The organism is Phytoactinopolyspora halotolerans (assembly GCF_010550675.1).
GTDB classification, from domain to species: domain Bacteria; phylum Actinomycetota; class Actinomycetes; order Jiangellales; family Jiangellaceae; genus Phytoactinopolyspora; species Phytoactinopolyspora halotolerans.
Genome location: NZ_JAAGOA010000002.1, coordinates 446,040 through 470,555 on the forward strand (window position 1 = coordinate 446,040; position 24,516 = coordinate 470,555).

Annotated in this window: 21 protein-coding genes; 14 read left to right on the top strand and 7 right to left on the bottom strand. The window is 67.9% G+C overall.

Translation table 11 applies throughout. From position 1 onward, the window contains the following. Positions 1–27: 27 nt before the first annotated feature. The 4 genes from G1H10_RS04425 to G1H10_RS04440 all read left to right on the top strand — a co-directional run bounded on the left by G1H10_RS04425 (position 28) and on the right by G1H10_RS04440 (position 5,837). The gene (locus G1H10_RS04425) at positions 28–819 is read left to right on the top strand and encodes a sterol carrier family protein (RefSeq protein ID WP_163733150.1); all 792 of its coding nucleotides are present in this window, start codon (positions 28–30) and stop codon (positions 817–819) included. Positions 820–944: 125 nt separating this feature from the next. Next, a complete protein-coding gene (locus G1H10_RS04430; protein ID WP_163733153.1) occupies positions 945–2,477 on the top strand; it encodes an Rv2578c family radical SAM protein in 1,533 nt (510 codons plus the stop codon). Positions 2,478–2,610: 133 nt separating this feature from the next. Continuing rightward, positions 2,611–2,868, top strand: a complete 258-nt coding sequence (locus G1H10_RS04435; protein ID WP_163733156.1) for an LPXTG cell wall anchor domain-containing protein — start codon at positions 2,611–2,613, stop codon at positions 2,866–2,868. Between the two features lie 194 nt (positions 2,869–3,062). Beyond that, positions 3,063–5,837, top strand: coding sequence for an ExeM/NucH family extracellular endonuclease (locus tag G1H10_RS04440; protein WP_163733158.1), 2,775 nt, complete (start codon positions 3,063–3,065; stop codon positions 5,835–5,837). A gap of 89 nt (positions 5,838–5,926) precedes the next feature. Here the strand turns inward: G1H10_RS04440 and G1H10_RS04445 are convergent, their stop codons facing one another. Beyond that, entirely contained in the window at positions 5,927–7,429 is a 1,503-nt protein-coding gene (locus G1H10_RS04445) for an APC family permease (protein WP_216852894.1), read from the bottom strand. Between the two features lie 201 nt (positions 7,430–7,630). Between G1H10_RS04445 and G1H10_RS04450 the strand changes: the two genes are divergently transcribed. Further along, a complete protein-coding gene (locus G1H10_RS04450) occupies positions 7,631–8,971 on the top strand; it encodes a dipeptidase (protein WP_163733160.1) in 1,341 nt (446 codons plus the stop codon). Between the two features lie 42 nt (positions 8,972–9,013). Here the strand turns inward: G1H10_RS04450 and G1H10_RS04455 are convergent, their stop codons facing one another. After that, entirely contained in the window at positions 9,014–9,337 is a 324-nt protein-coding gene (locus G1H10_RS04455; protein ID WP_163733164.1) for a DUF3817 domain-containing protein, read from the bottom strand. 370 nt (positions 9,338–9,707) lie between these two features. Between G1H10_RS04455 and G1H10_RS04460 the strand changes: the two genes are divergently transcribed. From G1H10_RS04460 to purM, 5 genes are all read left to right on the top strand, one after another. Then, positions 9,708–11,261 (top strand): DEAD/DEAH box helicase, encoded by a 1,554-nt coding sequence (locus tag G1H10_RS04460; RefSeq protein WP_163733166.1) that lies wholly within the window; start codon positions 9,708–9,710, stop codon positions 11,259–11,261. 98 nt (positions 11,262–11,359) lie between these two features. Further along, positions 11,360–12,967 (top strand): amidophosphoribosyltransferase, encoded by a 1,608-nt coding sequence (purF, locus tag G1H10_RS04465; RefSeq protein WP_163733169.1) that lies wholly within the window; start codon positions 11,360–11,362, stop codon positions 12,965–12,967. Positions 12,968–13,121: 154 nt separating this feature from the next. Further along, positions 13,122–13,286, top strand: a complete 165-nt coding sequence (locus G1H10_RS04470; protein WP_163733172.1) for a ribbon-helix-helix domain-containing protein — start codon at positions 13,122–13,124, stop codon at positions 13,284–13,286. After that, positions 13,283–14,032: a VOC family protein gene (locus G1H10_RS04475; protein WP_163733175.1), complete on the top strand. Its 750-nt coding sequence runs from the start codon at positions 13,283–13,285 to the stop codon at positions 14,030–14,032. The genes G1H10_RS04470 and G1H10_RS04475 overlap by 4 nt, the downstream gene beginning before the upstream one ends. An 80-nt stretch (positions 14,033–14,112) precedes the next feature. After that, positions 14,113–15,186 (top strand): phosphoribosylformylglycinamidine cyclo-ligase, encoded by a 1,074-nt coding sequence (purM, locus tag G1H10_RS04480; protein ID WP_163733177.1) that lies wholly within the window; start codon positions 14,113–14,115, stop codon positions 15,184–15,186. Positions 15,187–15,299: 113 nt separating this feature from the next. Here the strand turns inward: purM and G1H10_RS04485 are convergent, their stop codons facing one another. After that, positions 15,300–15,509, bottom strand: coding sequence for a DUF3073 domain-containing protein (locus G1H10_RS04485; protein WP_163733180.1), 210 nt, complete (start codon positions 15,507–15,509; stop codon positions 15,300–15,302). A gap of 170 nt (positions 15,510–15,679) precedes the next feature. Next, a complete protein-coding gene (locus G1H10_RS04490) occupies positions 15,680–16,804 on the bottom strand; it encodes a Glu/Leu/Phe/Val family dehydrogenase (protein WP_163733182.1) in 1,125 nt (374 codons plus the stop codon). Between the two features lie 540 nt (positions 16,805–17,344). Here G1H10_RS04490 and G1H10_RS04495 point away from each other — a divergent pair. Further along, on the top strand, positions 17,345–17,566 hold the full coding sequence (locus G1H10_RS04495; RefSeq protein WP_163733185.1) for a BldC family transcriptional regulator: 222 nt from the start codon (positions 17,345–17,347) through the stop codon (positions 17,564–17,566). Between the two features lie 134 nt (positions 17,567–17,700). Here G1H10_RS04495 and G1H10_RS04500 read toward each other — a convergent pair whose 3' ends face one another. Next, entirely contained in the window at positions 17,701–19,641 is a 1,941-nt protein-coding gene (locus tag G1H10_RS04500; RefSeq protein ID WP_163733188.1) for a glycoside hydrolase 5 family protein, read from the bottom strand. A gap of 246 nt (positions 19,642–19,887) precedes the next feature. On the opposite strand from G1H10_RS04500, the gene G1H10_RS04505 reads away from it, so the two are divergent. After that, positions 19,888–20,943 carry a LacI family DNA-binding transcriptional regulator gene (locus G1H10_RS04505; RefSeq protein ID WP_163733191.1) on the top strand — a complete coding sequence of 352 codons (1,056 nt, stop codon included), beginning with the start codon at positions 19,888–19,890 and terminating at the stop codon, positions 20,941–20,943. Between the two features lie 12 nt (positions 20,944–20,955). Here the strand turns inward: G1H10_RS04505 and G1H10_RS04510 are convergent, their stop codons facing one another. Together G1H10_RS04510 and G1H10_RS04515 are read right to left on the bottom strand one after the other, a co-directional pair. Next, on the bottom strand, positions 20,956–21,639 hold the full coding sequence (locus G1H10_RS04510) for a 4'-phosphopantetheinyl transferase family protein (protein WP_163733194.1): 684 nt from the start codon (positions 21,637–21,639) through the stop codon (positions 20,956–20,958). A gap of 261 nt (positions 21,640–21,900) precedes the next feature. Beyond that, positions 21,901–22,542, bottom strand: a complete 642-nt coding sequence (locus tag G1H10_RS04515; protein ID WP_163733197.1) for a DUF1707 SHOCT-like domain-containing protein — start codon at positions 22,540–22,542, stop codon at positions 21,901–21,903. Between the two features lie 127 nt (positions 22,543–22,669). Here G1H10_RS04515 and G1H10_RS04520 point away from each other — a divergent pair, with 127 nt between their 5' ends. After that, positions 22,670–23,521 (top strand): isocitrate lyase/PEP mutase family protein, encoded by an 852-nt coding sequence (locus G1H10_RS04520; RefSeq protein WP_216852895.1) that lies wholly within the window; start codon positions 22,670–22,672, stop codon positions 23,519–23,521. A gap of 238 nt (positions 23,522–23,759) precedes the next feature. Next, positions 23,760–24,515: a phytanoyl-CoA dioxygenase family protein gene (locus G1H10_RS04525; protein ID WP_216852896.1), complete on the top strand. Its 756-nt coding sequence runs from the start codon at positions 23,760–23,762 to the stop codon at positions 24,513–24,515. Position 24,516: the final 1 nt, after the last annotated feature.

The following is a 24,516-nucleotide window of genomic DNA, read 5'->3' on the forward strand; positions in this document are numbered from 1 at the left end:
AGTCCGGTGGCCGGGTAACGTTTCAGCGTGGCGAAGCGAAGCGATCCGAGCAAAGCGTGGGATATGTACGCGGAGGGACACGCGGCTCTCCGGAGGTGGCTCGGGAGAATCCCCGACGAGCATTGGCAGTGTGCCAGTGTCCTACCGGGATGGACCATTGCCGACCTGGCCGCGCATATCGCCATGGTGGGTGACTCGATCGTGGCGCTCGTCGAGGCTCGTCCGCGGGTCGTCGCCAAGAGTATCGCCGGCTACATCTCCGGCTATGCGCAGGCGGCGAACACCATCTCGGAGGGCACCCGTGATATCGCCGCGGACGCCGGGCAGAAGCCGCAGGAGATCCTTGCGGCGGTCGACGAACGGTTCGAACGGGCGGGCGAGCACGTGCGGCGCCTCGGTCTCGGTGATCAGGTCGTCGAAGCTCGGCGTGGACCTATCCGGCTGGGCGATTTCCTGCTGACGCGCGTCATCGAACTCGTGGTACATGCGGACGATTTCGCGCGTTCCCTGGCCGACCTGGATGCTCCGGTCATGCCTCAGGGTGTTCAGCGGACGGCGGTGCGGACACTCCTCGACGTCCTCGTCGAACGGGCCCCGGGAAGAACCGTCGAGGTTCGCGTTCCACCCCATGCCGCCGTGCAATGCATCGCGGGCCCCCGCCATACCCGTGGGACTCCACCGAATGTCGTCGAGATGGACGCGACCACGTGGATCCGCCTCGCGGCCGGCCGGACGACGTGGGCCGGCGAGGTGGCTGAGGCGCACGTGTCCGCCAGTGGCGACCGCGCGGACCTGTCCGCGCACCTTCCAGTGCTCTAGGGCCAAGCCGCGGGTGCCTGGTCGCCGGCGTTTCTGTCGAGATGCGAGCCGACGGCTGCGCGGTGAGCCACCAGCTGTGTGACGAGGACTTGGCAACAGCGGGGAACGTATGTTCGAATAGGGGAATGCGATGGGAAACCCAGGCTCTCGACACGGAGGTGTACGAGGCGCTTCCCGGGCTGCAGCGGATACCCGGGTTGGTGCGCAGTGTGACCACCCCCGAGTTCGCCGGTGTGACGTTCCATGAGGTAGCCGCGCGAAGTGTCTTGAACAAGGTGCCGGCCACGTCGGAGGTGCCATTCCGCTGGACGGTCAATCCGTACCGCGGATGCACGCACGCATGCACCTATTGCCTTGCGGGAGATACGCCCATCCTGATGGCCGATGGGAGGGCCAAACGTCTCGACCAGTTGCGGGCCGGCGATCGGATCTACGGCACGCGACGTCAGGGTGCGCGGCGGCGATACGTTCCCACCGAGGTGGTGGCGCATTGGCAGACGATCAAGCCGGCGTATCGGATCGAGCTTGCTGACGGCACCCGTCTCGTGGCGAGCGGAGACCACAGGTTTCTCACCAACCGCGGCTGGAAGCATGTGACCGGGAGCGGGCCCGGCGGTCGCCGGCGTCCGCACCTGACCGTGCGTAGCCAGATGTCCGGCATCGGCAAGGATGCCTTCGGCCGTGTGCAGCAGATCGACGGCGCGGCGGTCGCCAGTCATCCCACGCTCCGGGTCGTCTCCGTGGAGCCGCTCGGGCGAGCGGTCCCGATGCATGACATCACGACCGGTACCGGGGATTTCATCGCCAACGGAGTGGTGAGCCATAACTGCTTCGCTCGCGGAAGCCATGAGTGGCTGGAACTGGATCCAGGCCAGGGTTTCGACACCGAGATCGTGGTCAAAGTGAACGCCCCGGACGTGCTCGCGCGTGAGGTTGCGCGGCGCTCCTGGTCACGTGAGCATGTGGCGCTGGGAACCAACACCGATCCGTACCAGCGGGCGGAGGGCCGCTACCGGCTCATGCCGGGGATCATCAAGGCGTTGGCCGGCTCCGGCACTCCGTTCTCCATCCTGACGAAAGGGCCCCTGCTCAAGCGCGACATCCCGCTGCTGGTGGATGCGGCCTCGACGGTGGATATCGGCATGGCGGTCTCCATCGCGATCCTGGATGAGGAGTTGCACCGGAGTATGGAGCCCGGCACTCCATCCCCGCGGGCGAGACTGGATCTGGTGCGCGCGATCCGGGAGGCGGGTTTCGACTGCTCGGTTCTGCTCGCTCCGGTATTGCCGTGGCTGACCGACTCGGCGGAACAGCTTGAGACGACGGTCGCTGCTCTCGCGGAAGCCGGGGCGTCGCGTGTCGCGATGATCCCGCTACATCTGCGGCCGGGGACACGACCATGGTTCATGCAGTGGCTCCGCAGGGAACGACCCGATCTGGTCTCTCGGTACGAGTGGCTGTACAAGCGTGGCGCCTATGTTCCGCCGGAGTACAAGTCCGCGCTCAAGAGCCGGATCGAGCCCATCCTGGAGCGACATGGCGTCAATCAGTCGTGGAGGACGCACCGGGATGCCGGACACACCGACGGCGGAGGCGGCGTTCGAGACGGCGACGCCGCGGCACCCCCGACGTGGAACGAGCAGCTGAGCCTCATCTGATCTCGGAGTAGCGGCAGGGCTTGGGCGGATGGATCTTCGTCGGGCGCTGTGGCCCACAACGGTCGTCGTCAGCGGCACGATGTAGCGTGTCCTTGGTCTGTTGTGGAAATCACTCGTGGGTGGAGGTTCCCCGATGCGCAAGATCAGGCGTTCCGATCGATTAATCGTCGCGACCGTGCTCGGCCTCGTCGGCACCGGCCTGGCGTCCCTTCCGGCGTCGGCGGCAACGGGCGGCTCTCTGGCCGACACCGGCTCGTCCGTCCAGTGGTGGCTGATCATCGCGATCGCTGTCCTCGTGATCGGTGGAGGGCTGTACGCCTACTCGCGGTGGAGCAGCAAGAAGGGCAGCGGAACCGGTGCTGACAGCGGGGCGGGTACCAGCGGCGAGTAGAGCTCTCCGACACTGCCCGCGACCGGAGCCGGCCGGCCGTCGGGTGTTCATATGCGTCACGCGTCGGCCACATGGTGTCGGTCGGGCGTTCACCCTCCGACGGTAGGTTCGCCGCGATTATTCCGTCTTTGGAGGTTGTGATGCGCCGGACCGGGCGTGTGAGGGGGCCGCTCGCGGCCGCGACAGCGATAGGAATGGCCGGGGTCGGTCTGATGTGGATCGCCCCGGCCGCTTCGGCCGACGGCGATGCTCTCGTCAGCGAGATCCATTACGCCGGCGGGGACGACGCCGATTTCGTCGAACTCGAAGGTCCGCAGGGCACGGACATCTCCGGTTGGGTCCTCGGTTCCATCACCCGGGGCGACCGCCCGCACACCGCGGACCATGTGGTCACGGTGCCGGACGGGACGGTCATCCCGGAGTCCGGGGCGCTCGCGATCGACGTGCCGATCACGAACTCGACCACCGGTGGCTACGGGTCCAGCGTCTTCGCCGTCGACGCAGCGGGCGAGCTGATGGACTTCTGGACCATCGGATTCCGGCCGGACTCGAACGGTGGCGTCGATGGTGGCAGCACCGCCGGCGACAGCGCGCTGCTGCCGGAGGCGGTCCGTGGCGAGTCTGCGCGGCCGACCGACGTGACCGCCGCGTCGGGCAGTCAGTCGATCCAGCTCGTCGACGGTGAGTGGGTCAGCTCGAGCCCTACGAAGGGTGCCCGCAACGGCGACGACGGTCAGCCCGGTCAGCCGGGTGTGCCGGACGAAGACACCCACACCATTGCCGAGATCCAAGGTGAGGGTGCGGAGTCTGCGCTGGTCGGCCAGACGGTGACCACATCTGGTGTGGTCACCGCCGCCTATCCGGTCGGTGGCTTCGACGGCTATTACATTCAGACGGCGGGCAGCGGCGGAGACACCGACCTCACCGAACGTACGGCGTCGGACGGCATCTTCGTCTACTCCCCGCAGACGGCGGGGTCGGTCGAGGTCGGCGATCACGTGCGGGTGGCGGGTGAAGTCGAGGAGCATTTCGGTCTGACCGAGATCGTCGTCGGTGCGGAGGGTCTGGAGATCTCCGATGAGCCGGCGGCGGCGGTCAAGCCGATCGAGTTCGAACTCCCGGCCACCGATGAGGATCGTGAGCCGTTCGAGGGCATGGTGGTCAGCCCGGTCGACGGCTACGTGGTGTCGGACACGTACGCACTGGGCGGCTGGGGCACCAACGCATTCGGCTCCATCGGCCTCGGTCTCGGCGGCCCGCTCCTGCAGGAGACCGACGTCGCCCGTCCGGGCACACCGGAGTACGACGAGGTGGTGGCCGACAACGCGGCTCGCGCCGTCACGCTGGACGACGGGCAGTCCGCGCGGACGTCGTCGGACCAGGAGGTGCCGTACCTCACGGCCGACACCCCGGTGCGCACCGGCGTCGAACTGACCTTCGTCGACGACGTGATCTTCGACTACCGGTTCCAGTGGAACTTCCAGCCGACCCGCCCGGTCAACGGCGACGCGTCGGACATCGTGCTCTTCGACGGAGGCGACACGCGGGATCGGAACGAGCAGCCCGCGGAGGTCGGCGGTGACGTCGGCATCGCCACCTTCAACGTGCTCAACTACTTCACCACGCTGGGCGTGGATCTCGATGGGTGCACGGCGTACACCGACCGTGACGGCAATCCGCTGACCGTCCGGGGTGGCTGCGATGCGCGCGGCGCGTGGGACCAGGAGAATCTGGACCGCCAGGAGGCGAAGATCGTCGCGGCGATCAACGCGCTCGACGCAGACGTGGTCGCGTTGCAGGAGATCGAGAACTCGGCGCGGTTCGGCAAGGACCGGGACGCCGCGCTCGCGGCGCTCGTCGACGCGCTGAACGAGGACGCGCCCGACACCTGGGCGTACGCGGAGTCGCCGGACCAGGTGCCGGCGCCGGAGGACGAGGACGTCATCCGGAACGCGTTCATCTACAAGCCTGACGCCGTGGAGCCGGCCGGTGACTCGGCCATTCTGATCGACGACTCGGCGTTCTCCAATGCGCGCGAGCCGCTGGCTCAGCAGTTCACCGTCCGGGAGACCGGCTACTCGTTCATCGGCATCGTGAACCACTTCAAGTCCAAGGGTGGCGACTGCTCTGACGACATCCCCGAGGGCTGCCACAATGCCGACCGGGTGGCGCAGGCCGAGTCGCTGGTGGAGTTCGCCGAGGACGTGGCGACAGAGGCCGGTACGGACGACGTCTTCCTGATCGGCGACTTCAATGCCTACGGCCAGGAGGACCCGATCCACGTGTTCCGCGAGGCGGGCTACACCGATCTGGCCACGGAGTTCGCGGCCGGCACGACGTACGTCTTCGACGGCAAGGTCGGATCCTTGGACCACGTGCTGGCCAGTTCTTCGGTGCTCGACGGCGAGCTGGTGCGCGGCGTCGACGTGTGGAACATCAACTCGGTCGAGTCGGTGCTGATGGAGTACTCGCGGTACAACTACTTCGCGAGCGAGCTGTTCGAGCCGGGCACCGTGTGGCGAGCCAGCGACCACGACCCGATCCTCGTCGGGATCGGGCCGGAGGACGGCGGCGGTGATCCCGGAGACGAGACCGGTGACGACGACGGCTCTGAAGGCGGGACCGACGGTGGTGCCGAATCCGGTGACGACGGCGGTGCTGACGACGGTTCCGATGCGGGTTCGGAGAGCGGCCTGGAGTCCGGAGGCGACGCGGGCACGGACGTGGGCGCCGAGGACGGCGGCGACAACGGCGCGGACGATGACGGTAACGGTGACGGCGGCATCGGCGATGACGGCAGCGGCCACGACGGCGGTGGCACCGACGACGGCACCGGCGCGGACGGCGACCTGCCGGACACCGGCAGCGGGATCTCGACTGGCCTCATGATCGCCGGAATGATCGGCCTGGCAGGTGGCGCCGGCCTCTACGGGTGGTCGCGCCGGAGCGGCGCGCCGAGCCGCGCCTGAGTGGGAAGGGCCTACCGTCGCACGCAACGAACGACGTTGTGGTCGTGACCACGACCACAACGTCGTTCGTTGGCGGCTAGGGCGTGGCGTCAGTCGCGGCCGAGAACGAGGTAGCTCAACCGCTCATCGGAGAGTTTCGCGTTCTCCTTGCGGCGGAGCAGATAGATGACCAGGCCGAGAACGACCCATACGGCCAGCGCGGTGAGCGATTCCTGGCTGAGTGCGGCCGGCGACGCCGGGACGAGCAGGAGCGCGAGGAAAGCGAGTCCGGTCAACACACCGAGCAGGCCGACGATCTGGGTGCGGGCGGACGTCCGCGATCGCACCGTCTCGAGCTGCTGCTGTGGTGCGTCGGGGCCGAGCACAGCGTCGGGTCTCACCGACAACCGGAGTGCGACGAGGCACGTGTAGGTGTAGGCGATGGTGACGCCTACCGCGGACATGTCCACTACCCACAGCAGCGCCTCGCGGCCGAACCACGGCGCCACCAGGCACACGCCGCACACGAACGCGATGCCGATGTACGGCGTGCGGTTGACCGGATGTAGGCGGGCGAAGACACTCGGAATCATCTGGCCGCGGCCCATCGCGAACAGTAGGCGACTGGCGGCCAGGTAGAAGCCGTTCAGACCGGTGCAGATGCCCATCGAAACCGAGATGGCCAGCAGGGTGGTGCCCACGTCGCCGAACAGGTCCGAAACGGCGTCACCGGTGCCCCAGCGCGGGTCTTCGGCGACCAGGGCCGTCCACGACGTCGCACCGGCGGTGACCAGAATCATCGCCGCGTAGACCATGGCGGCGACCGTGATCGCTGCCACGATCAGCCGAAACGCCTTCCGCGGAGAGAAGGCGAACTCCTCGGCCGCCTGCGGGACATTGTCGAAACCCACGTATGCCCAAGGGGCGATGGCCACGATCGCGAGTATCGCCGCCCACGCACTCTTGTCGTCCGGGAACATCGGCTGTATGTCGCCCAGTTGGCCGTCCGGATGCAGGAGGACGCCTACCAGCATGGACGCGACCCCGACGAGCATGACCACGCAGAACACCAGCTGCAGCCGGCCGGAGAGCGTGGTGCCGCGGATGTTCAGGTATGCGAAGATCAGCAGCGCCAGGGTGGCGATCAGGACCTCGCCCAGGTAGACGTCCCAACCGGCGACCTCGTAGAGGCGGCCCTGCTCAGCGATGTCCGGCAGGACATATCGGGCCAGCAACGCCAGCGCCGAGGCGTTGAGGGCGACGATGCAGATGTAGCCGAGCGTGAGAAACCAACCGCACAGGACGGCATGGTTCCGCCCGAACGCGGACAACGCGTAGGCGAACTCGCCGCCGGAGACCGGAAAGGTGCGGATCAACGTGCCGTAGCTGACGGCGATGATGAGCATCAACGCACCGCCGATGCCGAATCCGAGGATCGCGCCGAGGGGGCCTGCGGTGGACATCCAGTCAGTCGGCAGCACGAATGCGCCCCAGCCGACGGCTGATCCCAGCGCCACGGCCCAGATCCAGCTGGGCTTGAAGGTCTTGGACAGCTCCATGCGCTGTGCGTCATGGGTCGGCGCGGCGTCGCCGTCACCAGTCATGTGTTCCATAAGTGGACACCCTCATCCATGTGTCGATGAACGGCACTCAGAGTACTTGCCCATGCGAGGGTGTCATCCCGCTTGTGGCGATTCCTCCCGTGATGCCGTGAGCGGCGCAGGCCCGGTACTGAGTTTGGCGGGGCAGCCGTGTCGTTACCGATGGCGGCATCCGCCGATGCCGTGATCGGGCGGGACGCTAGAGTCGCGTCTGTGACCGATCTGCGTGACTCCGTCCAAAACGTGCTTCCCTCCGTCCGAGACGACCTCGAGCGCCTCGTCCGCATACCGAGTGTCAGCGCTGACCCGGCGTCCGCGGACGCGGTGCAGGCCAGCGCGGAAGCGGTGGCTGCGCTCGCGCGTGCCGCCGGAGCCGCGGACGCCCACATCCTCTCGGTGGAATCGGGCGCGCCGGCGGTGGTCGCCCATTGGCCCGCTCCGGACGGGGCCCCGACCGTGCTGCTCTACGCACACCACGACGTGCAGCCGACCGGCAGGCTCGCGGACTGGACGAGTCAGCCGTTCGAACCGACGGAGCGGGATGGGCGGCTCTTCGGTCGCGGCGCGGCGGACGACAAGGCCGGGGTGATGGCACACATCGCCGCGCTACGCGCGTTCGGCGGCCGGCCACCGGTGGGCGTGACCTTGTTCGTCGAGGGCGAGGAGGAGATCGGTTCGCCGACGTTCGGCCCGTTCCTGCAGACATATCGCGAGCAACTGACCGCCGACGTGATCGTGGTGGCCGACTCGGTGAACTGGAGCGTCGACACCCCGGCGCTCACCACCAGTCTGCGTGGCCTCGTCGACTGCGAGGTCGAGGTTCGGGTGCTGGAGCACGCGGTGCACTCCGGGCTGTTCGGTGGGCCGGTGATCGACGCGTTGACGGCACTGTGCCGACTGCTCGCCACTCTGCACGACACCAAGGGCGACGTGGCCGTGCCCGGGCTGGTGGCGGGCACGGCAGCGGACCTGGACTACGCGGCGGAACGGTATCGCGACGAAGCCGACGTGCTCGACGGAGTTGAGCTGTCCGGCACCGGTTCATTGGTCGACCGGCTGTGGATGAAGCCGGCCATCTCGGTGATCGGGATCGACGCGCCCACGGTGGCCGATGCGGCGAACATCCTGATCCATCGGGCCCGGGCGAAGATCAGCATGCGGCTTGCTCCGGGGCAAGACCCGCGGGCGGCGCTGGACGCCCTCACCGAGCATCTGCGCGGCCACGCGGAGTTCGGCGCGGAGGTCACCGTCGTGGACGGTGCTCTCGGCGCACCGTGTGTGCTGGACACCAGCTCGGCGGCGTTCGAGGCGGCGGTCGCGGCGTGCACCGAGGCGTTCGGCACCGAGCCGGCGAAGATCGGCATGGGCGGCTCGATCCCCTTCATCGCCGAGTTCGCCGAACTCTTCCCGGAGGCGACGGTGCTGGTCACCGGCGTGGAGGACCCTGACTCACGAGCGCACGGCGTGGACGAGAGCCTGCACTTGGACCAGTTCGCCAAGGTCTGTCACGCGGAGGCCCTGCTGCTCCAGCGGCTCGCCGAGCACGGCGCCTGATACGGCGGCCTCCGATGGCGGAGCGCGGTGTTCCTTGAGCGCTCAGCCGGTGGACGCGCGTTCTGGCGCGGCCGCATCCAGACGGCCGGTGCGCTCCGCCCACACATCGAACAGGACCGTGCAGAACGGTGGCACCGCTGCTGCGAGGGCCAGAGCTGTGGTCCCGAACCGCCACCGGAATCTGCGGAACAGGCCGACCACGACGAGCACGTAGATGATGAACGCCACGCCGTGGATCGGGCCGAAGATCGTCACGCCGATCTCGTTGTCGGCCGGTCCGTATTTGACGATCATGCCGATGATCAGGCCGAGCCAGGTGACGGCTTCGATGATGGCGATGGAACGGAACGCGATCCGCGGGTTCATGTCTTCCTTGGTCCGCTTGACGGGAGGGTCTGCCGAGGACGGCCAGGGCCCATTATCGCGGCTTCGTTGACGATACCTGGACGGAGGGTCCGGACACCGTCCGATGATCGGGTATGCTTATGGAAGCCACGGCCGGGTCCATGCGGATCCCGGCCGTTTCAGTGCCCGGGTTGTAGGCACGTCGGCATGCTGGAGACATGACGGCGCGCGGTGGACACCGGTGGTGACCTGGAGAAGGGTCACGGACCGGGTCCGTAGACGGTAATCACGTCGAGCAAAGTCGGGTACCGCGCACCCTTGGCTCATCGTGCGCCGCACCTGCGGTCGCACGCCGGGTGCGCCCGACACTCGTTGTGACCGGAGCATGCCCATGACCATCGACCAATCCAACATGCCCTCGAACGCCGGTTCGAGGCGCTCTCACTCGGATCGTCCCCGCGGCCGCGGCTTCGACGGCCCGCGCGACGGGTCCGCCGGCCGACGTGGCTGGCAGTCCGGCAAACGTCGCGACGGCCAGCGTTTCGACCGTTCGGCCGGCCGCTCGGGCCGTGGCAAGGGACCGGCGCGGGAACGGTCCGGGTTCGACCCGGCTCGCCGCGCCGCCATCGAGGCGTTCGACCCTGCCGGCTCCGCTTTCTCCGCGATGGGCGTTCCGGAGCTCGCGGTGAAGATTCTCGGCGTCGACGGCATCGTCGAGCCCACCGCCGTCCAGGCCGCCGTCATCCCGGATGCGAACAGCGGCCGGGATGTGCTGGGGCGCGCGCGGACGGGCTCGGGAAAGACGCTCGCGTTCGGGCTGCCGGTTCTCGGTCGCTTGGCCGGTGACCGGAGCCGCCCGAACCACCCGCGGGCGCTCATCGTCGTCCCCACCCGTGAGCTGGCCGGCCAGGTGACGGCCGCGCTGGAACCGCTGGCGGACGCGTTCCGGCTGAAGATGGTGACCGTCTACGGCGGCTCCCCGTACGACCGTCAGATCCGCCGCCTCGACCGCGGCGCGGACGTCGTCGTGGCCACCCCGGGGCGTCTCGACGACCTGGTCCGCCGTGGCGCGTGCCGGCTGGAGGACGTGGAGATCGTGGCTCTGGACGAGGCCGACCACCTGTGCGACCTCGGCTTCTTCCCGGTCGTGGACGACCTGCTGAGTCAGACGCCGCAGGGCGGGCAGCGGCTGCTGCTGTCGGCCACCCTGGACGGCGACGTCGACCGGCTGGTCCGTCGGCACCTGACCAACGCGGCTCGGCACGAGATCGACCCGGATGCGGGCTCGGTGACCACGATGGACCACCACGTCCTCGTCGTCGGTCCGGCCAACCGGCTGGACGTGACGACGGCGCTGCTGAAGGCGAACCCCCGCAGCATCGTGTTCACCCGCACCAAGCATGGTGCCAGCCGGCTGGCCGCGGATCTGGAGGACGCCGGTGTCCCCTCCGTCGACCTACATGGCGATCTCTCCCAGCGGGTCCGGGAGCGCAACCTGGACCGGTTCCGGAGCGGCCGGGCACAGGTGGTCGTCGCCACCGACGTCGCGGCGCGCGGCATCCACGTCGACGGCGTGGGCATGGTGGTCCATTACGACCCGGCCGGCGAGCCCAAGGCGTACCTGCACCGGTCCGGGCGCACCGCGCGCGCGGGCGCATCCGGCGCGGTGGTGACCATGGCCACTCCGGGTCAGGCGCGTGGGCTGGGGCAGCTGCTCCAGCGCGCCGGGGTCGAGGCCAAGAACGTCGACGCGCGTGCGGTGTCCGATGGGCCGATGACGGTGGACGTCCTGGCGCAGGCACCGGAGATGGACCTGCCGAGCCGCGATCGCGGCCGGAGCGCCGACGGGGCACGTAACCGTCGGCCGGGAACCGGCCGCGGCCGCCCGTGGCGGTCCGGTGGCTCAGCGGGAGGATCGCGCCAGGGCCGACGGACCCGCGGCTGATCGCAACGCGTGCTCGTGCTTCGGCGGTACACCGCCTCCGGGCTCCGGGAATCGGCGTCCGACGGTGGTACGCCGCCGAAGCACGTACACTGAAGTATGTGGCGCACGGGGATGGCAAGCTGACCCAGGAACTCGATCCTTCCGATCACGGCCCCCGCGACGCCTGTGGCGTCTTCGGCGTGTGGGCACCCGGAGAAGAGGTGTCCAAGCTCACCTATTTCGGGTTGTATGCACTGCAACACCGGGGTCAGGAGTCGGCCGGTATCGCGGTCGGCAATGGTGACAACCTCCTCGTCTACAAGGACATGGGCCTGGTCAGCCAGGTCTTCGACGAGTCGACGCTGAGCACGCTGATCGGGGATGTCGCGATCGGGCACACCCGCTACTCCACCACCGGAGCGAGCGAGTGGCAGAACGCGCAGCCGACGCTCGGCGCCACGCCGGCGGGCACGGTGGCGCTCGGCCACAATGGCAACCTGACCAACACGCAGGAGTTGCTGGAACTGGTCCGTGTGCGGGTCGGCAGCGACGTCGGCGAGCTCCGGTACGGCAACACGACCGACACGGCGCTGGTCACCGCGTTGTTCGGTTCGTACGCGGGGCACACCTTGGAGGAGGCCGCCGCGGCGGCGCTGGCCGAGGTCAAAGGTGCCTTCTCCTTGGTCTTCTGCGACGAGACGACGCTGTACGCGGCGCGTGACCCGCAGGGCGTCCGGCCATTGGTGCTGGGGCGGCTGGAACGCGGCTGGGTGGTGGCGAGCGAGACCGCCGCGCTGGACATCGTCGGTGCGTCCTTCGTCCGCGAGGTGGAGCCGGGCGAGCTGATCACGGTGGACGAACAGGGCCTGCGGTCGCGCCGGTTCGCGGCCGCCGAGCCGAAGGGCTGCCTGTTCGAGTTCGTCTACCTGGCGCGGCCGGACACCCATATCTCCGGCCGGTCGGTCCACGAGACCAGGGTGGAGATCGGGCGCCGCCTGGCCAAGGAGCATCCGGTCGACGCCGACCTGGTGATCCCGGTGCCGGAGTCCGGAACGCCCGCGGCGGTGGGATATGCCGAAGCCTCAGGTATCCCGTACGGCATGGGACTGGTGAAGAACAGTTACGTCGGGCGGACGTTCATCCAGCCTTCGCAGACCTTGCGGCAACTCGGTATCCGGCTGAAGCTGAACCCGCTCCGGGAGATCGTGAGCGGCAAGCGGCTCGTCGTGGTGGATGACTCGATCGTGCGCGGCAATACTCAGCGCGCCTTGGTGCGCATGCTGCGCGAAGCAGGCGCCGCCGAGGTTCATGTGCGCATCTCCAGTCCGCCGGTGAAGTGGCCGTGCTTCTACGGGATCGACTTCGCCTCCCGCGCGGAGTTGATCGCCAACGGGCTTTCGACCGATGAGATCTGCCGCTCGATCGGTGCCGATTCACTCGCCTACGTCGAGCTGGATACGTTGATCGAGACGACGACCGTGCCGAAGCGGAATCTGTGCCGGGCATGCTTCGACGGTGTATACCCGATCGAGCCTCCGGTCGCCCCCGGAAAGGGCGCGCTGGAGCAGCCCGCGCTGCCGGGGTTGGCGGAGGGCCAGTCCGGCCAGGGATGCGAGTCCCCGGACCGGGACGGCTTAGCGGAGAGCCTCCACATGGGAGACCCGACCGACGGGTTGACCACCTTGGCGTCCAGCGGCGGTGCCGCGGACGCGCTGCGTCACCCCTGAGCTCTTTCTGCACCGAGGGCCCACACCGGAGCGGGCACGCGGCTCCGGTGTGCCGGACTCGCTCCCGGTGCCGTCCCTGATCGAGTCGATCTGGCCGGCGCAGCCATGCAGTCCCCTTGACATCCGGCCGTCGAAGGCCGGTTAGCATGCTAGCATGCTAACCGGTGGTGCACGTAAGCAGCAGTTCAACGTCTATCTCCCGCCGGAGCTGGTTGTCCGGATCAAGCACCTAGCGGTTGATGAGGGCCGGAGCCTCTCCGCGGTGGTCGAGACGGCTTTGGCCGAGTACCTGGCGAAGAAGAAGGAGGGGGCCGAATGACCGCGCCCGCGTTCACGCTGTGTCCCTACCGGTTCTCGGATGACCCGCCACGCATGATCAACTTCCTGACGACGCTGGGGCTCGCCCGTACCGTCAGTTCGCGGAGCGAGTCGTTCGCCATCCTGAGCGGTCGATCGGGACGGATTGCCGTGCACAGCTCGGCCGATTCCGCGGTCGGCGCCGAACCGGGCGAGACGAGGTTGTGCTTCGAGACACCCGACGGGGACAGTGCACGTACGTATCTGACGTCACTCGGTCTGGACGCGACCATCGTGGACGAGGCATACGGCCGCTATCTCCACGTCTCTGACTGGCACGACCTCCGGGTCGGCCTCAATGAGGAGATGAAGGACTTCTATGGCTACCGGCGTCATGACAGGCCCGGGCGAGCCCCACGCGTGAATGTGGTGGGTGTCTGGTTCCACGTGGATTTCGCTGTGCCGGAGACGGTACTGCGGCAGCTCGGATACGTCCCGGACCCGCCCGCGGCGGCTGGTTGGCAGACGTTCCGAACCGCCGAGCCCAGTGGTGTCGTCGGGCTGCACACGATCGGGGCGGAGAGCGACCCTCGACGCTCCGGCGTCGGGCTGTCGTTCGAGACCGCGGAGCCGCCGGAGAACCTGGTCGAACGTCTCCACACCGACGGGCACTCGGACGCCCGGCTGGGCAGCGTACGTGGGACTACCATCGTCCTGGTGACCGATCCGGACGGTCAGCGGATCGAGATTCATCGCGCGCCGCGGTAGCGTCGTCGCAGCCGGCCCGGCGTCCGCGGGCCTCCGGGGTCAGCCACTGATCAGCGCTGGTCAGCGCATAGAGTGTGGGTATGACGAGTGAGAGTGCGCGACCGAGCGCGAGCTATGCCGCGGCGGGCGTCGATATCGCTGCCGGTGACCGCGCCGTGGAGCTCATGAAAGAGTGGGTCGCCAAGACGCGCCGGCCGGAGACCTACGGTGAGCTGGGCGGCTTCGCCGGACTGTTCGATGCCAGCGCGCTCAAGACCTACCGGCGCCCGCTGCTCGCCACGAGTACCGATGGCGTCGGCACCAAGGTCGCGATCGCTCAGCGGATGGACGTGCACGACACGATCGGCTTCGACTTGGTGGGGATGGTCGTGGACGACCTCGTCGTCTGTGGAGCGGAGCCGCTGTTCATGACGGACTACGTCGCGTGCGGCAAGGTGGTGCCGGAACGCATCGCGGCTGTGGTGAAGGGGATCGCCCAGGCTTGTGTGGCGGCGGGATGCACGCTCAGCGGCGGCGAGACGGCCGAGCACCCGGGCCTGCTCGGTCCGGACGAGTATGACGTGGCCGGGGCCGCCACAGGCGTCGTGGAGGCGGACCGGCTACTCGGCGCGCATCGCGTCCGTGCGGGCGACGTGGTGCTGGCGATGGCATCGTCGGGCTTGCACTCGAACGGATACTCGCTGGCACGCCATGTGTTCTTCGACACGGCCGGGTGGCAGCTCGATCGCGAGGTGCCCGAACTCGGTCGGACGCTGGGCGCGGAACTGCTGGAGCCGACCCGCGTCTACGCACAGCATTGCCTGGAGCTGGTGCGCTCGGTCGAGGTTCACGCGATGTCGCATGTGACCGGCGGTGGCTTGGCGGCGAATCTCGCCCGGGTGCTGCCGGACGACGTCACCGCACGTGTGGACCGTTCCACCTGGTCTCCGGCGCCGATCTTCCAGCTCATCGGCCGGCTCGGCGCCGTGCCTCAGGAGGAGCTGGAACGCACCTTCAACATGGGTGTCGGCATGGTCGCCGTGGTGCCACCGGACACGGCCGATGCGGCGATGCGCCTGCTCACCGATCGCGGTATCGACACATGGGCCGCCGGCCATGTCGTCGACGGAGACGGTACCGCTGAGCTCTACGGCAGCTACGACGGTACGCACTGATTCGACGACGTGCCTGAACGTCGAACCGGTCGAGGAAGGCGCATGCCAGGCCGCTGCAGCCGTCAACAACGTCGTGTGACGGCGGCAGCGACCTGTCCTGCGTGAGTAAGCGGCTAACTTACATTGCGACGGGGCTCGTCGCCCTCGTCGTCATCGTGATCCGCGTAGTCCGCGTAGTAATCAGCCTCGTAGTCGTCGGACCGCCCGTCAGCACCATCGCCACGCAACTCGCGCTGTAGAGCGTCGAAGTCCGTATCGAACGTCTGGTACTTAAGCCGACGGGCGACCTTCGTCTGCTTGGCCTTGGCCCGGCCGCGCCCCATAGGGTCGACCCCCTCGCACACAACCGGGGCGACCAGTAATTAGCCGGACGCCCTCGTTTCCTTCGGATGACATCTGCTCGTAGATATAACGGTACAGGGTCCGACCCTGTTCCGTCTCATCCGGTACGAACTAATTTCCGTTCGCCTCACCGGCAGATCGACGCACTGTCCTATTTGCCCAGGTAGAGCGACTGCAGCCGACTGACCTCAGCGATGCGGTGTTCCGCGATGCGGTCAGCCGCGGTCGCTGGCGAGACACCCTCGTCGTGTGCGAGAGCGAAAATCTTCCTCGTGGTGTCGTAGATCTTGGTCGCCTTGGCCTTGGCTCGCTCGAACGAGAACCCGTGCAACTCGTCGGCCACCTGGATGACACCCCCGGAGTTCACGACGTAGTCGGGGGCGTACAGGATGCCCGCGTCGTCCAGCAGCTTCTCCACGCCCGGATGCTCCAGCTGGTTGTTCGCCCCGCCGCAGACCGCCCGTACGTTTCCGGACACCAGCGCCGCCGTCGTGTCGTCGGTCAGCGCGCCACCGAGGGCGCACGGGGAATAGACATCGATGCCCGCGGTCAGGAGCGTTTCCACGTCGTCGACGACGTCGGCCTGGGGGTGGGTACGCCGGACATGCTCGATGGCGGCCTCGGCGACGTCGGTCACCACGACATCCGCGCCGTCGTCCAGGAGGAGTCCGGTCAGTTTGGACCCGACCTTGCCGACGCCGGCGATCCCGACCCGCCGTCCGGCAAGGCTCGGCTCGCCCCACAGCCGTTCCGCGCAGGCTCGCATGCCCTGGAACACGCCGTAGGAGGTGAGGACGCTGGAGTCGCCGGCGCCGCCTTCCGCGGGCGAGCGACCGGTGACCCAATTCCGCCCCGGCGGGCACTCGCGAGCTACCACGTCCATGTCCTCGACGTATGTGCCGACGTCGCAGGCGGTGATGTAGCGGCCGTGCAGCGATGCGACGAAGCGCCCGTAGGCGCGCAGCAGGACCTCGGACTTGTGCAGCTCTGGGTCGGCGATGATGACCGCCTTGCCGCCGCCGTGGTCGAGGCCGGCGAGCGCATTCTTGTACGTCATGCCTGCCGAGAGGTGGAGAACATCCTCAAGTGCCTCGTGCTCGGACGTGTACGGGTAGAAGCGGGTCCCGCCTAGCGCGGGGCCCAGCGCGGTGGAGTGGATGGCGATGATCGCGCGTAAGCCGCTGGCGCGGTCCTGGCAGAAGACCACCTGTTCGTGGCCGGACTGCTGGTCGGGGCCGTTGATTCGGCTGAATACCAGGGGCGACTGGTCGGTCATGGTGGTGACCTCTCTCCTTCGTGCCCGGGGGTGTTCGGGCGTCGACGGTGTCTGATGTCACTCTATCGGCCGGCCGTTCGTGTGCGCGTCGTCACAGGTCAAGGGGATCGACAGGCTGCCGGCCTGCGCTGCGGGCCGGGTGAAGGCTACGGCCAGACGTGTCCACTGCGCCTCCGCCGTTCGGGTGAGGCCGCACCTGCCCGAAGGTGCAGATTCGGATGACACTGGGTCATGCGAACGGTCAGAGTTTTCGCGCCGATTTGGCGAAAACGCCCACGCGTGCCCTCGTTGCGAGCTATGTTGATCTCGGACGGGGTCACCAGGGCGGATGCGGATCGTACCGGGGAGGGTCCGGTTTGCACCGTTTGCGAGGTTCGCTAGGCTTGCGAACATCGCGGGTGGCATCATCCGAATGGTCAGAAAATCATCCAAATAGGCGGTTCGGGTCGAGCCGTAAGGCTCTCCCATGGATGATGGTCTGAACGATGAAATGACAATGAGTGACGGGATGGTCCCGTCACGTGGGGAAGGAAGTTGACGATGGCGACCAAGACCCAGGAAGCCGAGGCCCTCCTCACCCCTGCTGAGGTGGCGGCCATGTTCCGGGTTGACCCGAAAACGGTCACACGGTGGGCCAAGGCGGGCAAGCTCGAGTCGATCCGCACGCTGGGTGGACATCGGCGGTACCGTGAGTCCGAGGTCCGCACGCTGCTGACGGGTCACGTGCCTGGTCAGCGTGGCGATGTAGATCTCAACCTCTAGGGTGAGCGAAGAACCTTCGATAATGATTCGGCCCTGACCAGCGTCTCGACGCTGGTCAGGGCCTTTTCGTTGCGGCGCGGGCCGCGAGCCTCGCCGGCCCGGCACAACCATCCCCGAGGGGGCGCTTGCTCGCCTCAGACCCTCAACTCGAGCACCCGGACGTCGTATGGGGCGAGCCGGACGGTGCTGACCTGGCCGTCGTCGTCGGTGAGCACGCCCGCGGTGAGCACAGGCTCGATGGTGATCTCCTCTGAACTCTGGCTCACCAGCCACACCCACTGACGGCCGTCCTCGTGGATCAGGCGGCCGACGTGGATGCGAGGGTCGTGCACCCGTACGTCTCGCCGCACACCGGCCTCGTCGCAGAGCGCGGCGTAGATCCGGTGCGTGGGTTCCGGATTGACCCGGGCGCTGCCGGCGGCCATGTGCTCCAGCGGGTAGGTGCTCAGGACGAGCGCCCCGCCGCCGGCCCGGCGGCGCAGGAGGGCGGGCCGGCCGTGCGCATCGGTGGCGACGACATCGGCGTCCGTCGGTACCACCGGTAGGTACGCGCGCGAGTTCTCGGTACCGGCCACGCGGAAGGTGAGCCGGTCGCCCGGGGCGATCGCGCCGAAGGTCTGCTGGAAGGTCATCGTGACCTCGTCGTCGACGATCGGGTCGACCAAGCCGTAGGTCAACTGCTTGCGGACGCCGAACGTCGTGTCCAGATCCGGCCACCACGGACCGCGCTGGTACGAGTGATCACCGACGAAGTACGACGCGTAGACGACCGCACCGCCTTCGGCCAGCCGTACCAGCTGCCGCCACGTGGGTGCGAGCAACTGCTTGGCGCACGGAACGATGTACAGCTTGCCGTCCTCCGGCAACCCGTCCAGCTCGCGTGTCACCCTGACGGGGAGGTCGGCCTCGCGTGCGGCGATGTAGCCCTGTCGGGCGTTCGCGACGACGGCAGTGGCATCCGCGGGCTGCGTGAACGGGTAGTCCGCCTCGAGATACGACGAGACGACGAGTGCAGCCTCGGCGTCCGGACGGTAGGTGCGGGTCACATCGATGCGTTCCAGCACCGAAGCGAACTTCTTGACCTCGAGGGCCTGCTTCTTCGGCACCCCATGGTGATCGGTGAGGCCGAAGTGCATCTCGAACGGGTGGTGGACGTAGGGCTCGACGTCGAACTGCGCGTCGTAATCGGTGTTGTTCCAGGTGATCCATCCGGTGGCGCCGGCGAGCAGCGTGTTGTGCAGGATCTGCCGGTAGTAGTGGGCAGCGTTCTCCTCGCTGACGTAGTCGGAGGTCAGCCCGAACTCTTCCATGACCACGGGTTTGCCGCCGATGTCCAGGAGCTCGCAGATGAAGGCCGCACCGAGGTGCTGTCGTACCAGGTCGGTTTCCATCCGGTAGACGTGCGGCCCGTGGAAGTCGACGAGTTCGGAGAGATCGCGCACACGGAACCCGTTGTCCGTCCCGGTGATCTCGCGACCCCAGGCGCCGTCGCCGATCGAGACCGGCTGCGTCCCACCACCGGCCCGCACCGCGTCGATGAGCAGCTGCGCCCACGACGTGACCGCTTCCGCGTCGAGGGTGCCGATGCCTCTGGATCGCCGATCGCCGTAGATCGGGATCTCGTTGGTCAGCAGCCATGCGGCGATGCTGGGGTGCGCTGCGAAGCGCGTGGTGAGTTCGCGGACATACCAGGCTTGCCGGGCCACGAACCAGACGTCGCCGAAGATGTCTCGCCCGTCCCGCCAGGCGGGATCCCAGTTCTGTCCGGACATGTGGCCGACGATGAAGGTCGGGATGGTCTGCATGCCGAGCTCGGCGTGCCGGTCCAGGAAGTCCGCATAGCGGTCGACCATCGTCTGGTCCAAGGTGTGCGGCGTGGGCATGAAGTCCGGCCAGAAGAAGAAGCTGCGGGTCACGGTCATCCCGTGTTCGCGCATGGTGGCCAGCTCCTCTCGCACGATCTGCGCGTCGTAGTGCCGCCACATGTGTGGTCCACCAGTGCGTGACCAGTAGTTGACGCCGAGCCAGGCCTGGGGCCCCTGTGCGGTCTCGACCTTCGCCGCCTGTCGTCTCATGAACACGTGTCCTTCCATTCGGCCGGTTGCCGGTATCTGAGCGTATATCGATTTACGACATGGGCAAATCGTCGCGCGTGGCTGAGGACAGATCACACGATGCGTCGCTAGCTGGCGTACGGGGGCCCGCCGTGTATCGTTCTATTAACGACGTGCCGCCAACACGCCTGCTGAGAAAGGCAGGACAGGGGGGAGGCGCTATCGTTACGGGTCTGAGGCTGCGGATCGGGGAGTTGAGGACGGCGCATGAGGCCGACCACGCGCGGGACCAGGACGACGATCGCGGACGTCGCCGCGCTCGCCGGCGTCTCTACGGCGGCCGTATCGAAGGTGATCAACCAGCGTCCCGGCGTATCCGCGGAGATGCGCCGACGCGTGCTTGCGGCCGCCGACAAACTGGGCTGGGTGCCGTCATCGGCCGCCGCGGCGTTGCGAGGTGCCGCGACCCGGACCTTGGGACTGGTACTGCGCCGTGCGCCGGACCTGCTCAGCGTCGACCCGCACTTCTCGGTCTTCATCGCCGGCGCCGAGGACGTGCTCGGCCCGCGGGGGTACGGGCTCCAATTGCACCTGGTCGGTGAGCGCACCGGGGCTGAGGAAGCCACCTACCGGGGGCTCGCGGCCCGTCGTGCGGTGGACGGCGTGATCCTCACCGAGAGCCGCCTGGGCGACCCTCGGTTCGAGCTGGTGCGGCAACTCGGCCTACCGGCGGTGCTGGTCGGCACTCCGTGGAACGACGATCCGCTGCCGCGGGTCGAGGCCGGCCCGCAGGACCGAGGGATGCGTGACATGACGCGTCGACTCATCCAGCTCGGGCACCGTCGCATCGCCTACGTCGGCGGTCCGGAGGACCTGGTGCACACGGTCTTCCGGCGCGAGGTCGTCACGTCCGAACTGAGCGCCGCGGGTCTGGCACCGGTGAGGTTGGTGTCGACGCCGTTCGCGGGTGTGGAGGCGATCCGGGTCACCGAAGAGCTGCTGGCCTTGCCGGACCGCCCGACGGCGATCGTCTTCGGGAACGACGTGATGGCCGTGGCGGGGCTCGGCGCCGTGCAGCGGCACGGCGTCTCCGTCCCGGACGAGGTGTCCATCGTCGGCCATGACGACCTGCCCCTCGGCGAGCTGCTCCATCCCCGGCTGAGCACGGTGCGACTGGAGGTGCGGCAGCTCGGCCGTGCAGCCGCTATCGAGCTGCTGAGGACCCTGGGGGTGCAGGACCTTGATGAGGTACACGTCGATCCGCCGTCGTTCATCGAGCGCGAATCGACCGGGCCGCCGCCGGATGACACGGGGGCTCGGTGAAGGGTTCGGCCGTCAACCGGCCAGATCGGGGACCCATGGTGCCGTCTTACACCGGCTGATGGCGGTCAAGAGAAGGCCGTCGCGGGCCAGCCACCGCCCGGTGAAGCCGGTGACGGTGAGCGGCCCCACCGCGGGCCCGGGTACGTGTAGCTGAGCGGTGAACGTGTGGTCGAGGCTGAGCTCCACCGATGCGTCGTGGAAATCCAGCCATTGCCTGGCCAGCGGGTACCACGCCTTGTAGACCGCCTCCTTGGCGCAGAACAGCAGCCGGTCCCAGCAGAACGCGGACCACGCTTCGGTCAACTCCGCGAGCATGGTCCGTTCCTCCGGTCGGGAGATCGCCTCCACGACGTCGGCCGGGAGCCGCTGTGCCGGCTCGGCGTCGATGCCGAGGGTGACCACGTCCCGCTCCCACGCCACCGCGCAGGCGCGGTATCCGTCGCAATGCGTCATGCTCCCGACGACCGATGACGGCCACACCGGTGCGCCGCCGTCGCCGCGGGGCACGGCCATCGGCGGCAGCCCCAGTTCCGCCATCGCACGACGGGCGCATCCACGCACCGTCGCGAACTCGCGTCGCCGCTTGTCCACGGCGCCGACGACGGCCTTCTCCTCTTCCGCGTAGAGCGGCACCTCTTGCAGGTCGTCGAACGCCTCGGCGCACCGGACCCCCGACGGGAGGAGTTCCTCGATCACATGTGCTCCAATGGATCGTGCGAGCCGCGGCCCGACGTGCCGTTCTCTCGGCCGGCCGAGGCTGTCGGTGCCGGAGGCGGCAGCGTACCCGGGTTCGGTCGCCGGGCATGGCCGCCCAGTGGACGCGAGATCGGCGCGGCGATCATGCCCAGAGCATAGACGGGCACGTGAGGGCGCCGGACGGCCGGTCGGGGGTCGTGCCGGCAGGCTTGACGGAGTCGTCCGCGGAGCGTGGGATGGTCAAGGCGACACCGAGCGGGACTACTCCACCCGTTTGGCCGCCTTCTTGGCCTCCTTCAGGGAGAGACCCAGCGCCTCTTCGGGAAGTCTCCAGACCTCCGCCCCACCCATCAGGTTGTAGGCCTGGATGCGGATACGCGGAGCGCCGGGACGCGGGCTGCGGCGGCTGCCGCGCTCGTCGGTGCCACCCATCAGGGAGAACCCGCCGACCTCGACGTCGACCGTGTCCGGGACGTAGATGTCGGTTCCGCCCATGATGCTCACGGAGACGATGGTGGTCTCGTCGCTGTCCAGTTCGGCGTCACGCAGGTCGATGTCGTGGCCGCCCATGATGGCCACTGCGTTGACCCGGCCGGCCACGCGCCAGCGGCCACGCTTGCTGGTGCCGCCCATCACGGCGACGATCCAGCGCGTCGCTTTGCGGCGGCGTGGCTCACCCGTCGCCGGCGTTCTCGTCGCGGCCGGGAGATCGGCGGTCAGCTTGGCCAGCTCGTCGCGGGTGGTGGCCTCGTAGGCGCGATCGATCCGCTCCTCGAGTTCTGCCAGTGTGAGGCGACCGGAGGTGGCGTGCTCGGAGAGGAGCTCGACCACGTCGTCTCGTTCCTGGTCGGAGGCACGGATCTGCGGCCGCGGCGTGTCGTCGGGCCGATCGGGTAGGGACATGGCCCCCAGAGTACTGGGCGGACGTCCGCAAGCCATCCATCGTCCGATGGACACGTCCGTTCTTGTCGGTGCCGGCAGGTAGCTTTCCGTACAAGGAGTCGGTGCTGGTCAGGGATGTGAGATCGACGTGGGTATCAGGGAAGGGTTCCGACGGCTGCACGATGGCGGCGTGTTCATCATGCCCAACGCATGGGACGTCGGGTCGGCGCTTCTGCTGGAGCAGCTGGGCTTCCCGGCCCTGGCGACGACGAGTTCCGGGCACGCCGGCTCGTTGGGGCGGCGGGATCAACAGGTCGCCCGCGACGAGCTGCTCGGACATGTGGAAGCCGTGACGTCGGCCGTTGCAGTGCCGGTCAACGTGGACTCGGAGACGTGTTTCCCGCACGAGGCCGGCGGAATATCCCGGACCGTGGAGCTGATGGCTCAGGCGGGTGCTGCCGGTTGTTCGATCGAGGACTACGAGCCGGGGATCGGCGTATTGCCGGCGGACGTGGCCACGGACCGGGTGGAGGAAGCGGCTGCGGCGGCGGCCCAGCATGGCCTGGTCCTGACGGCTCGCGCCGAGAACCACCTGTACGGCATCGATGATCTGGACGACACGGTCGAACGCCTGATCTCCTACCGGGACGCCGGTGCGGAGGTCCTGTATGCGCCGGGCCTGACGTCGCTCGGCGACATCGAGCGGGTGGTGAAGGCGGTCGATCGGCCGGTCAACGTGCTGGCGATGGCCGGCGTACCGGTGGTGAGCGAGTTGGCCGCGGCCGGTGTCCGGCGGGTGTCCACCGGCGGTTCGCTGGCATGGGTGTCGTACGGTGCGCTGGTGTCCGCCGCCCGGGAACTACTCGCGACCGGGACGACGTCATACCTGGCCGAGGCTCTCCCGCCGGCGGAACGTGACGCCGCCTTCACGAGTGCCGATGCGCGCGACGTCGGAGCAGGTCCGGACCCGGTCAGCCGTCGTGGGGCGTCGCGACCGTGACATCCGCGCGGTGTCGCGTCCGTCACGACGCGGCTCTCCGGTAGGCGGCGATTCTCCCGCGCGTCCGACGTGCGGAGGAAGCAGGTCAGCGGACGTGTCCAAGCGAACGGCGCTGGCGAACCGGACGTATCAATGGGCTCTTTCGACGGTGCCGTGGACGGCTCGAACATAGGTCCAACGCCGCCGAACAAAAACCGCGTTGAATGCGCATATCGGCGGTTAGCGTGGTCGGTGAACCGTGCACCAGACCCAGAAGGGAGACGTCGTGTTATCGAACCAAGACGTGGACCACTTTCGGACCCACGGATATTATCTCTACAAGAAACAACTGTTCTCCCCGGACAAACTCGATCGCCTCGAGGCGATATTCAAAGAACACTTGGCGGATAAAGGGGACAAGCTTTCGGACGAGCTCGACACCCCGCACTTCCGAGATCCTCGATTGCTTGAGTTCTTGCTCGCCGACGAGGTGCTCGATCTGGTGGAGCCACTGGTGGGGCCGGACATTGCGTTGTGGACGAGCCACTTCATCTCGAAGGATCCGTACGTTGGCCGAGAGACTCCGTGGCACGAGGACTCCGCATTCTGGGACGGGCGGCTCAGCGAATACGACCGGATCGTCACAGTCTGGCTGGCGCTCGGTCCGAGCAACCGCGAGAACGGTTGTATGCGCGTGATTCCAGGCACCCATCACAACGGATTCTCAAGCTACCGGCCCACCGACCAGACGGTCAGTACATTCCACGCCGAAATCGTGGAGGTGGACGAGTCGGCCGCGGTGGATTTCGAATTGGAGCGGGGTGAATGCTCGTTGCACGATGGGCGAATTGTGCACGGAGCCGGACCGAACAGTAGCAGTGTGCGACGTACCGGATACACCATGCGCTATTTTCCGGCGTCGGTGCGTGTCCTGCCTGTGCCGCAGAACGAGGGATGGAAGATCTGGCTCGCGCGCGGAAGGGATCTCGCCGGAAACGTCGCAGCCTTCAGCTGAC

Excerpts from the sequence above, each read along its gene's own strand:
- G1H10_RS04440 (WP_163733158.1), top strand. The coding sequence starts at position 3,063 with ATGGCCGGGGTCGGTCTGATGTGGATCGCCCCGGCCGCTTCGGCCGAC.
- G1H10_RS04495 (WP_163733185.1), top strand. The coding sequence starts at position 17,345 with ATGGCGACCAAGACCCAGGAAGCCGAGGCCCTCCTCACCCCTGCTGAG.
- G1H10_RS04500 (WP_163733188.1), bottom strand. The coding sequence starts at position 19,641 with ATGAGACGACAGGCGGCGAAGGTCGAGACCGCACAGGGGCCCCAGGCC.
- G1H10_RS04485 (WP_163733180.1), bottom strand. The coding sequence starts at position 15,509 with ATGGGGCGCGGCCGGGCCAAGGCCAAGCAGACGAAGGTCGCCCGTCGG.
- G1H10_RS04470 (WP_163733172.1), top strand. The coding sequence starts at position 13,122 with ATGCTAACCGGTGGTGCACGTAAGCAGCAGTTCAACGTCTATCTCCCG.
- G1H10_RS04435 (WP_163733156.1), top strand. The coding sequence starts at position 2,611 with ATGCGCAAGATCAGGCGTTCCGATCGATTAATCGTCGCGACCGTGCTC.
- G1H10_RS04430 (WP_163733153.1), top strand. The coding sequence starts at position 945 with ATGCGATGGGAAACCCAGGCTCTCGACACGGAGGTGTACGAGGCGCTT.
- G1H10_RS04490 (WP_163733182.1), bottom strand. The coding sequence starts at position 16,804 with ATGACCGACCAGTCGCCCCTGGTATTCAGCCGAATCAACGGCCCCGAC.
- G1H10_RS04505 (WP_163733191.1), top strand. The coding sequence starts at position 19,888 with ATGAGGCCGACCACGCGCGGGACCAGGACGACGATCGCGGACGTCGCC.
- G1H10_RS04475 (WP_163733175.1), top strand. The coding sequence starts at position 13,283 with ATGACCGCGCCCGCGTTCACGCTGTGTCCCTACCGGTTCTCGGATGAC.
- G1H10_RS04455 (WP_163733164.1), bottom strand. The coding sequence starts at position 9,337 with ATGAACCCGCGGATCGCGTTCCGTTCCATCGCCATCATCGAAGCCGTC.
- G1H10_RS04445 (WP_216852894.1), bottom strand. The coding sequence starts at position 7,429 with ATGGAACACATGACTGGTGACGGCGACGCCGCGCCGACCCATGACGCA.
- G1H10_RS04515 (WP_163733197.1), bottom strand. The coding sequence starts at position 22,542 with ATGTCCCTACCCGATCGGCCCGACGACACGCCGCGGCCGCAGATCCGT.
- purM (WP_163733177.1), top strand. The coding sequence starts at position 14,113 with ATGACGAGTGAGAGTGCGCGACCGAGCGCGAGCTATGCCGCGGCGGGC.
- G1H10_RS04460 (WP_163733166.1), top strand. The coding sequence starts at position 9,708 with ATGACCATCGACCAATCCAACATGCCCTCGAACGCCGGTTCGAGGCGC.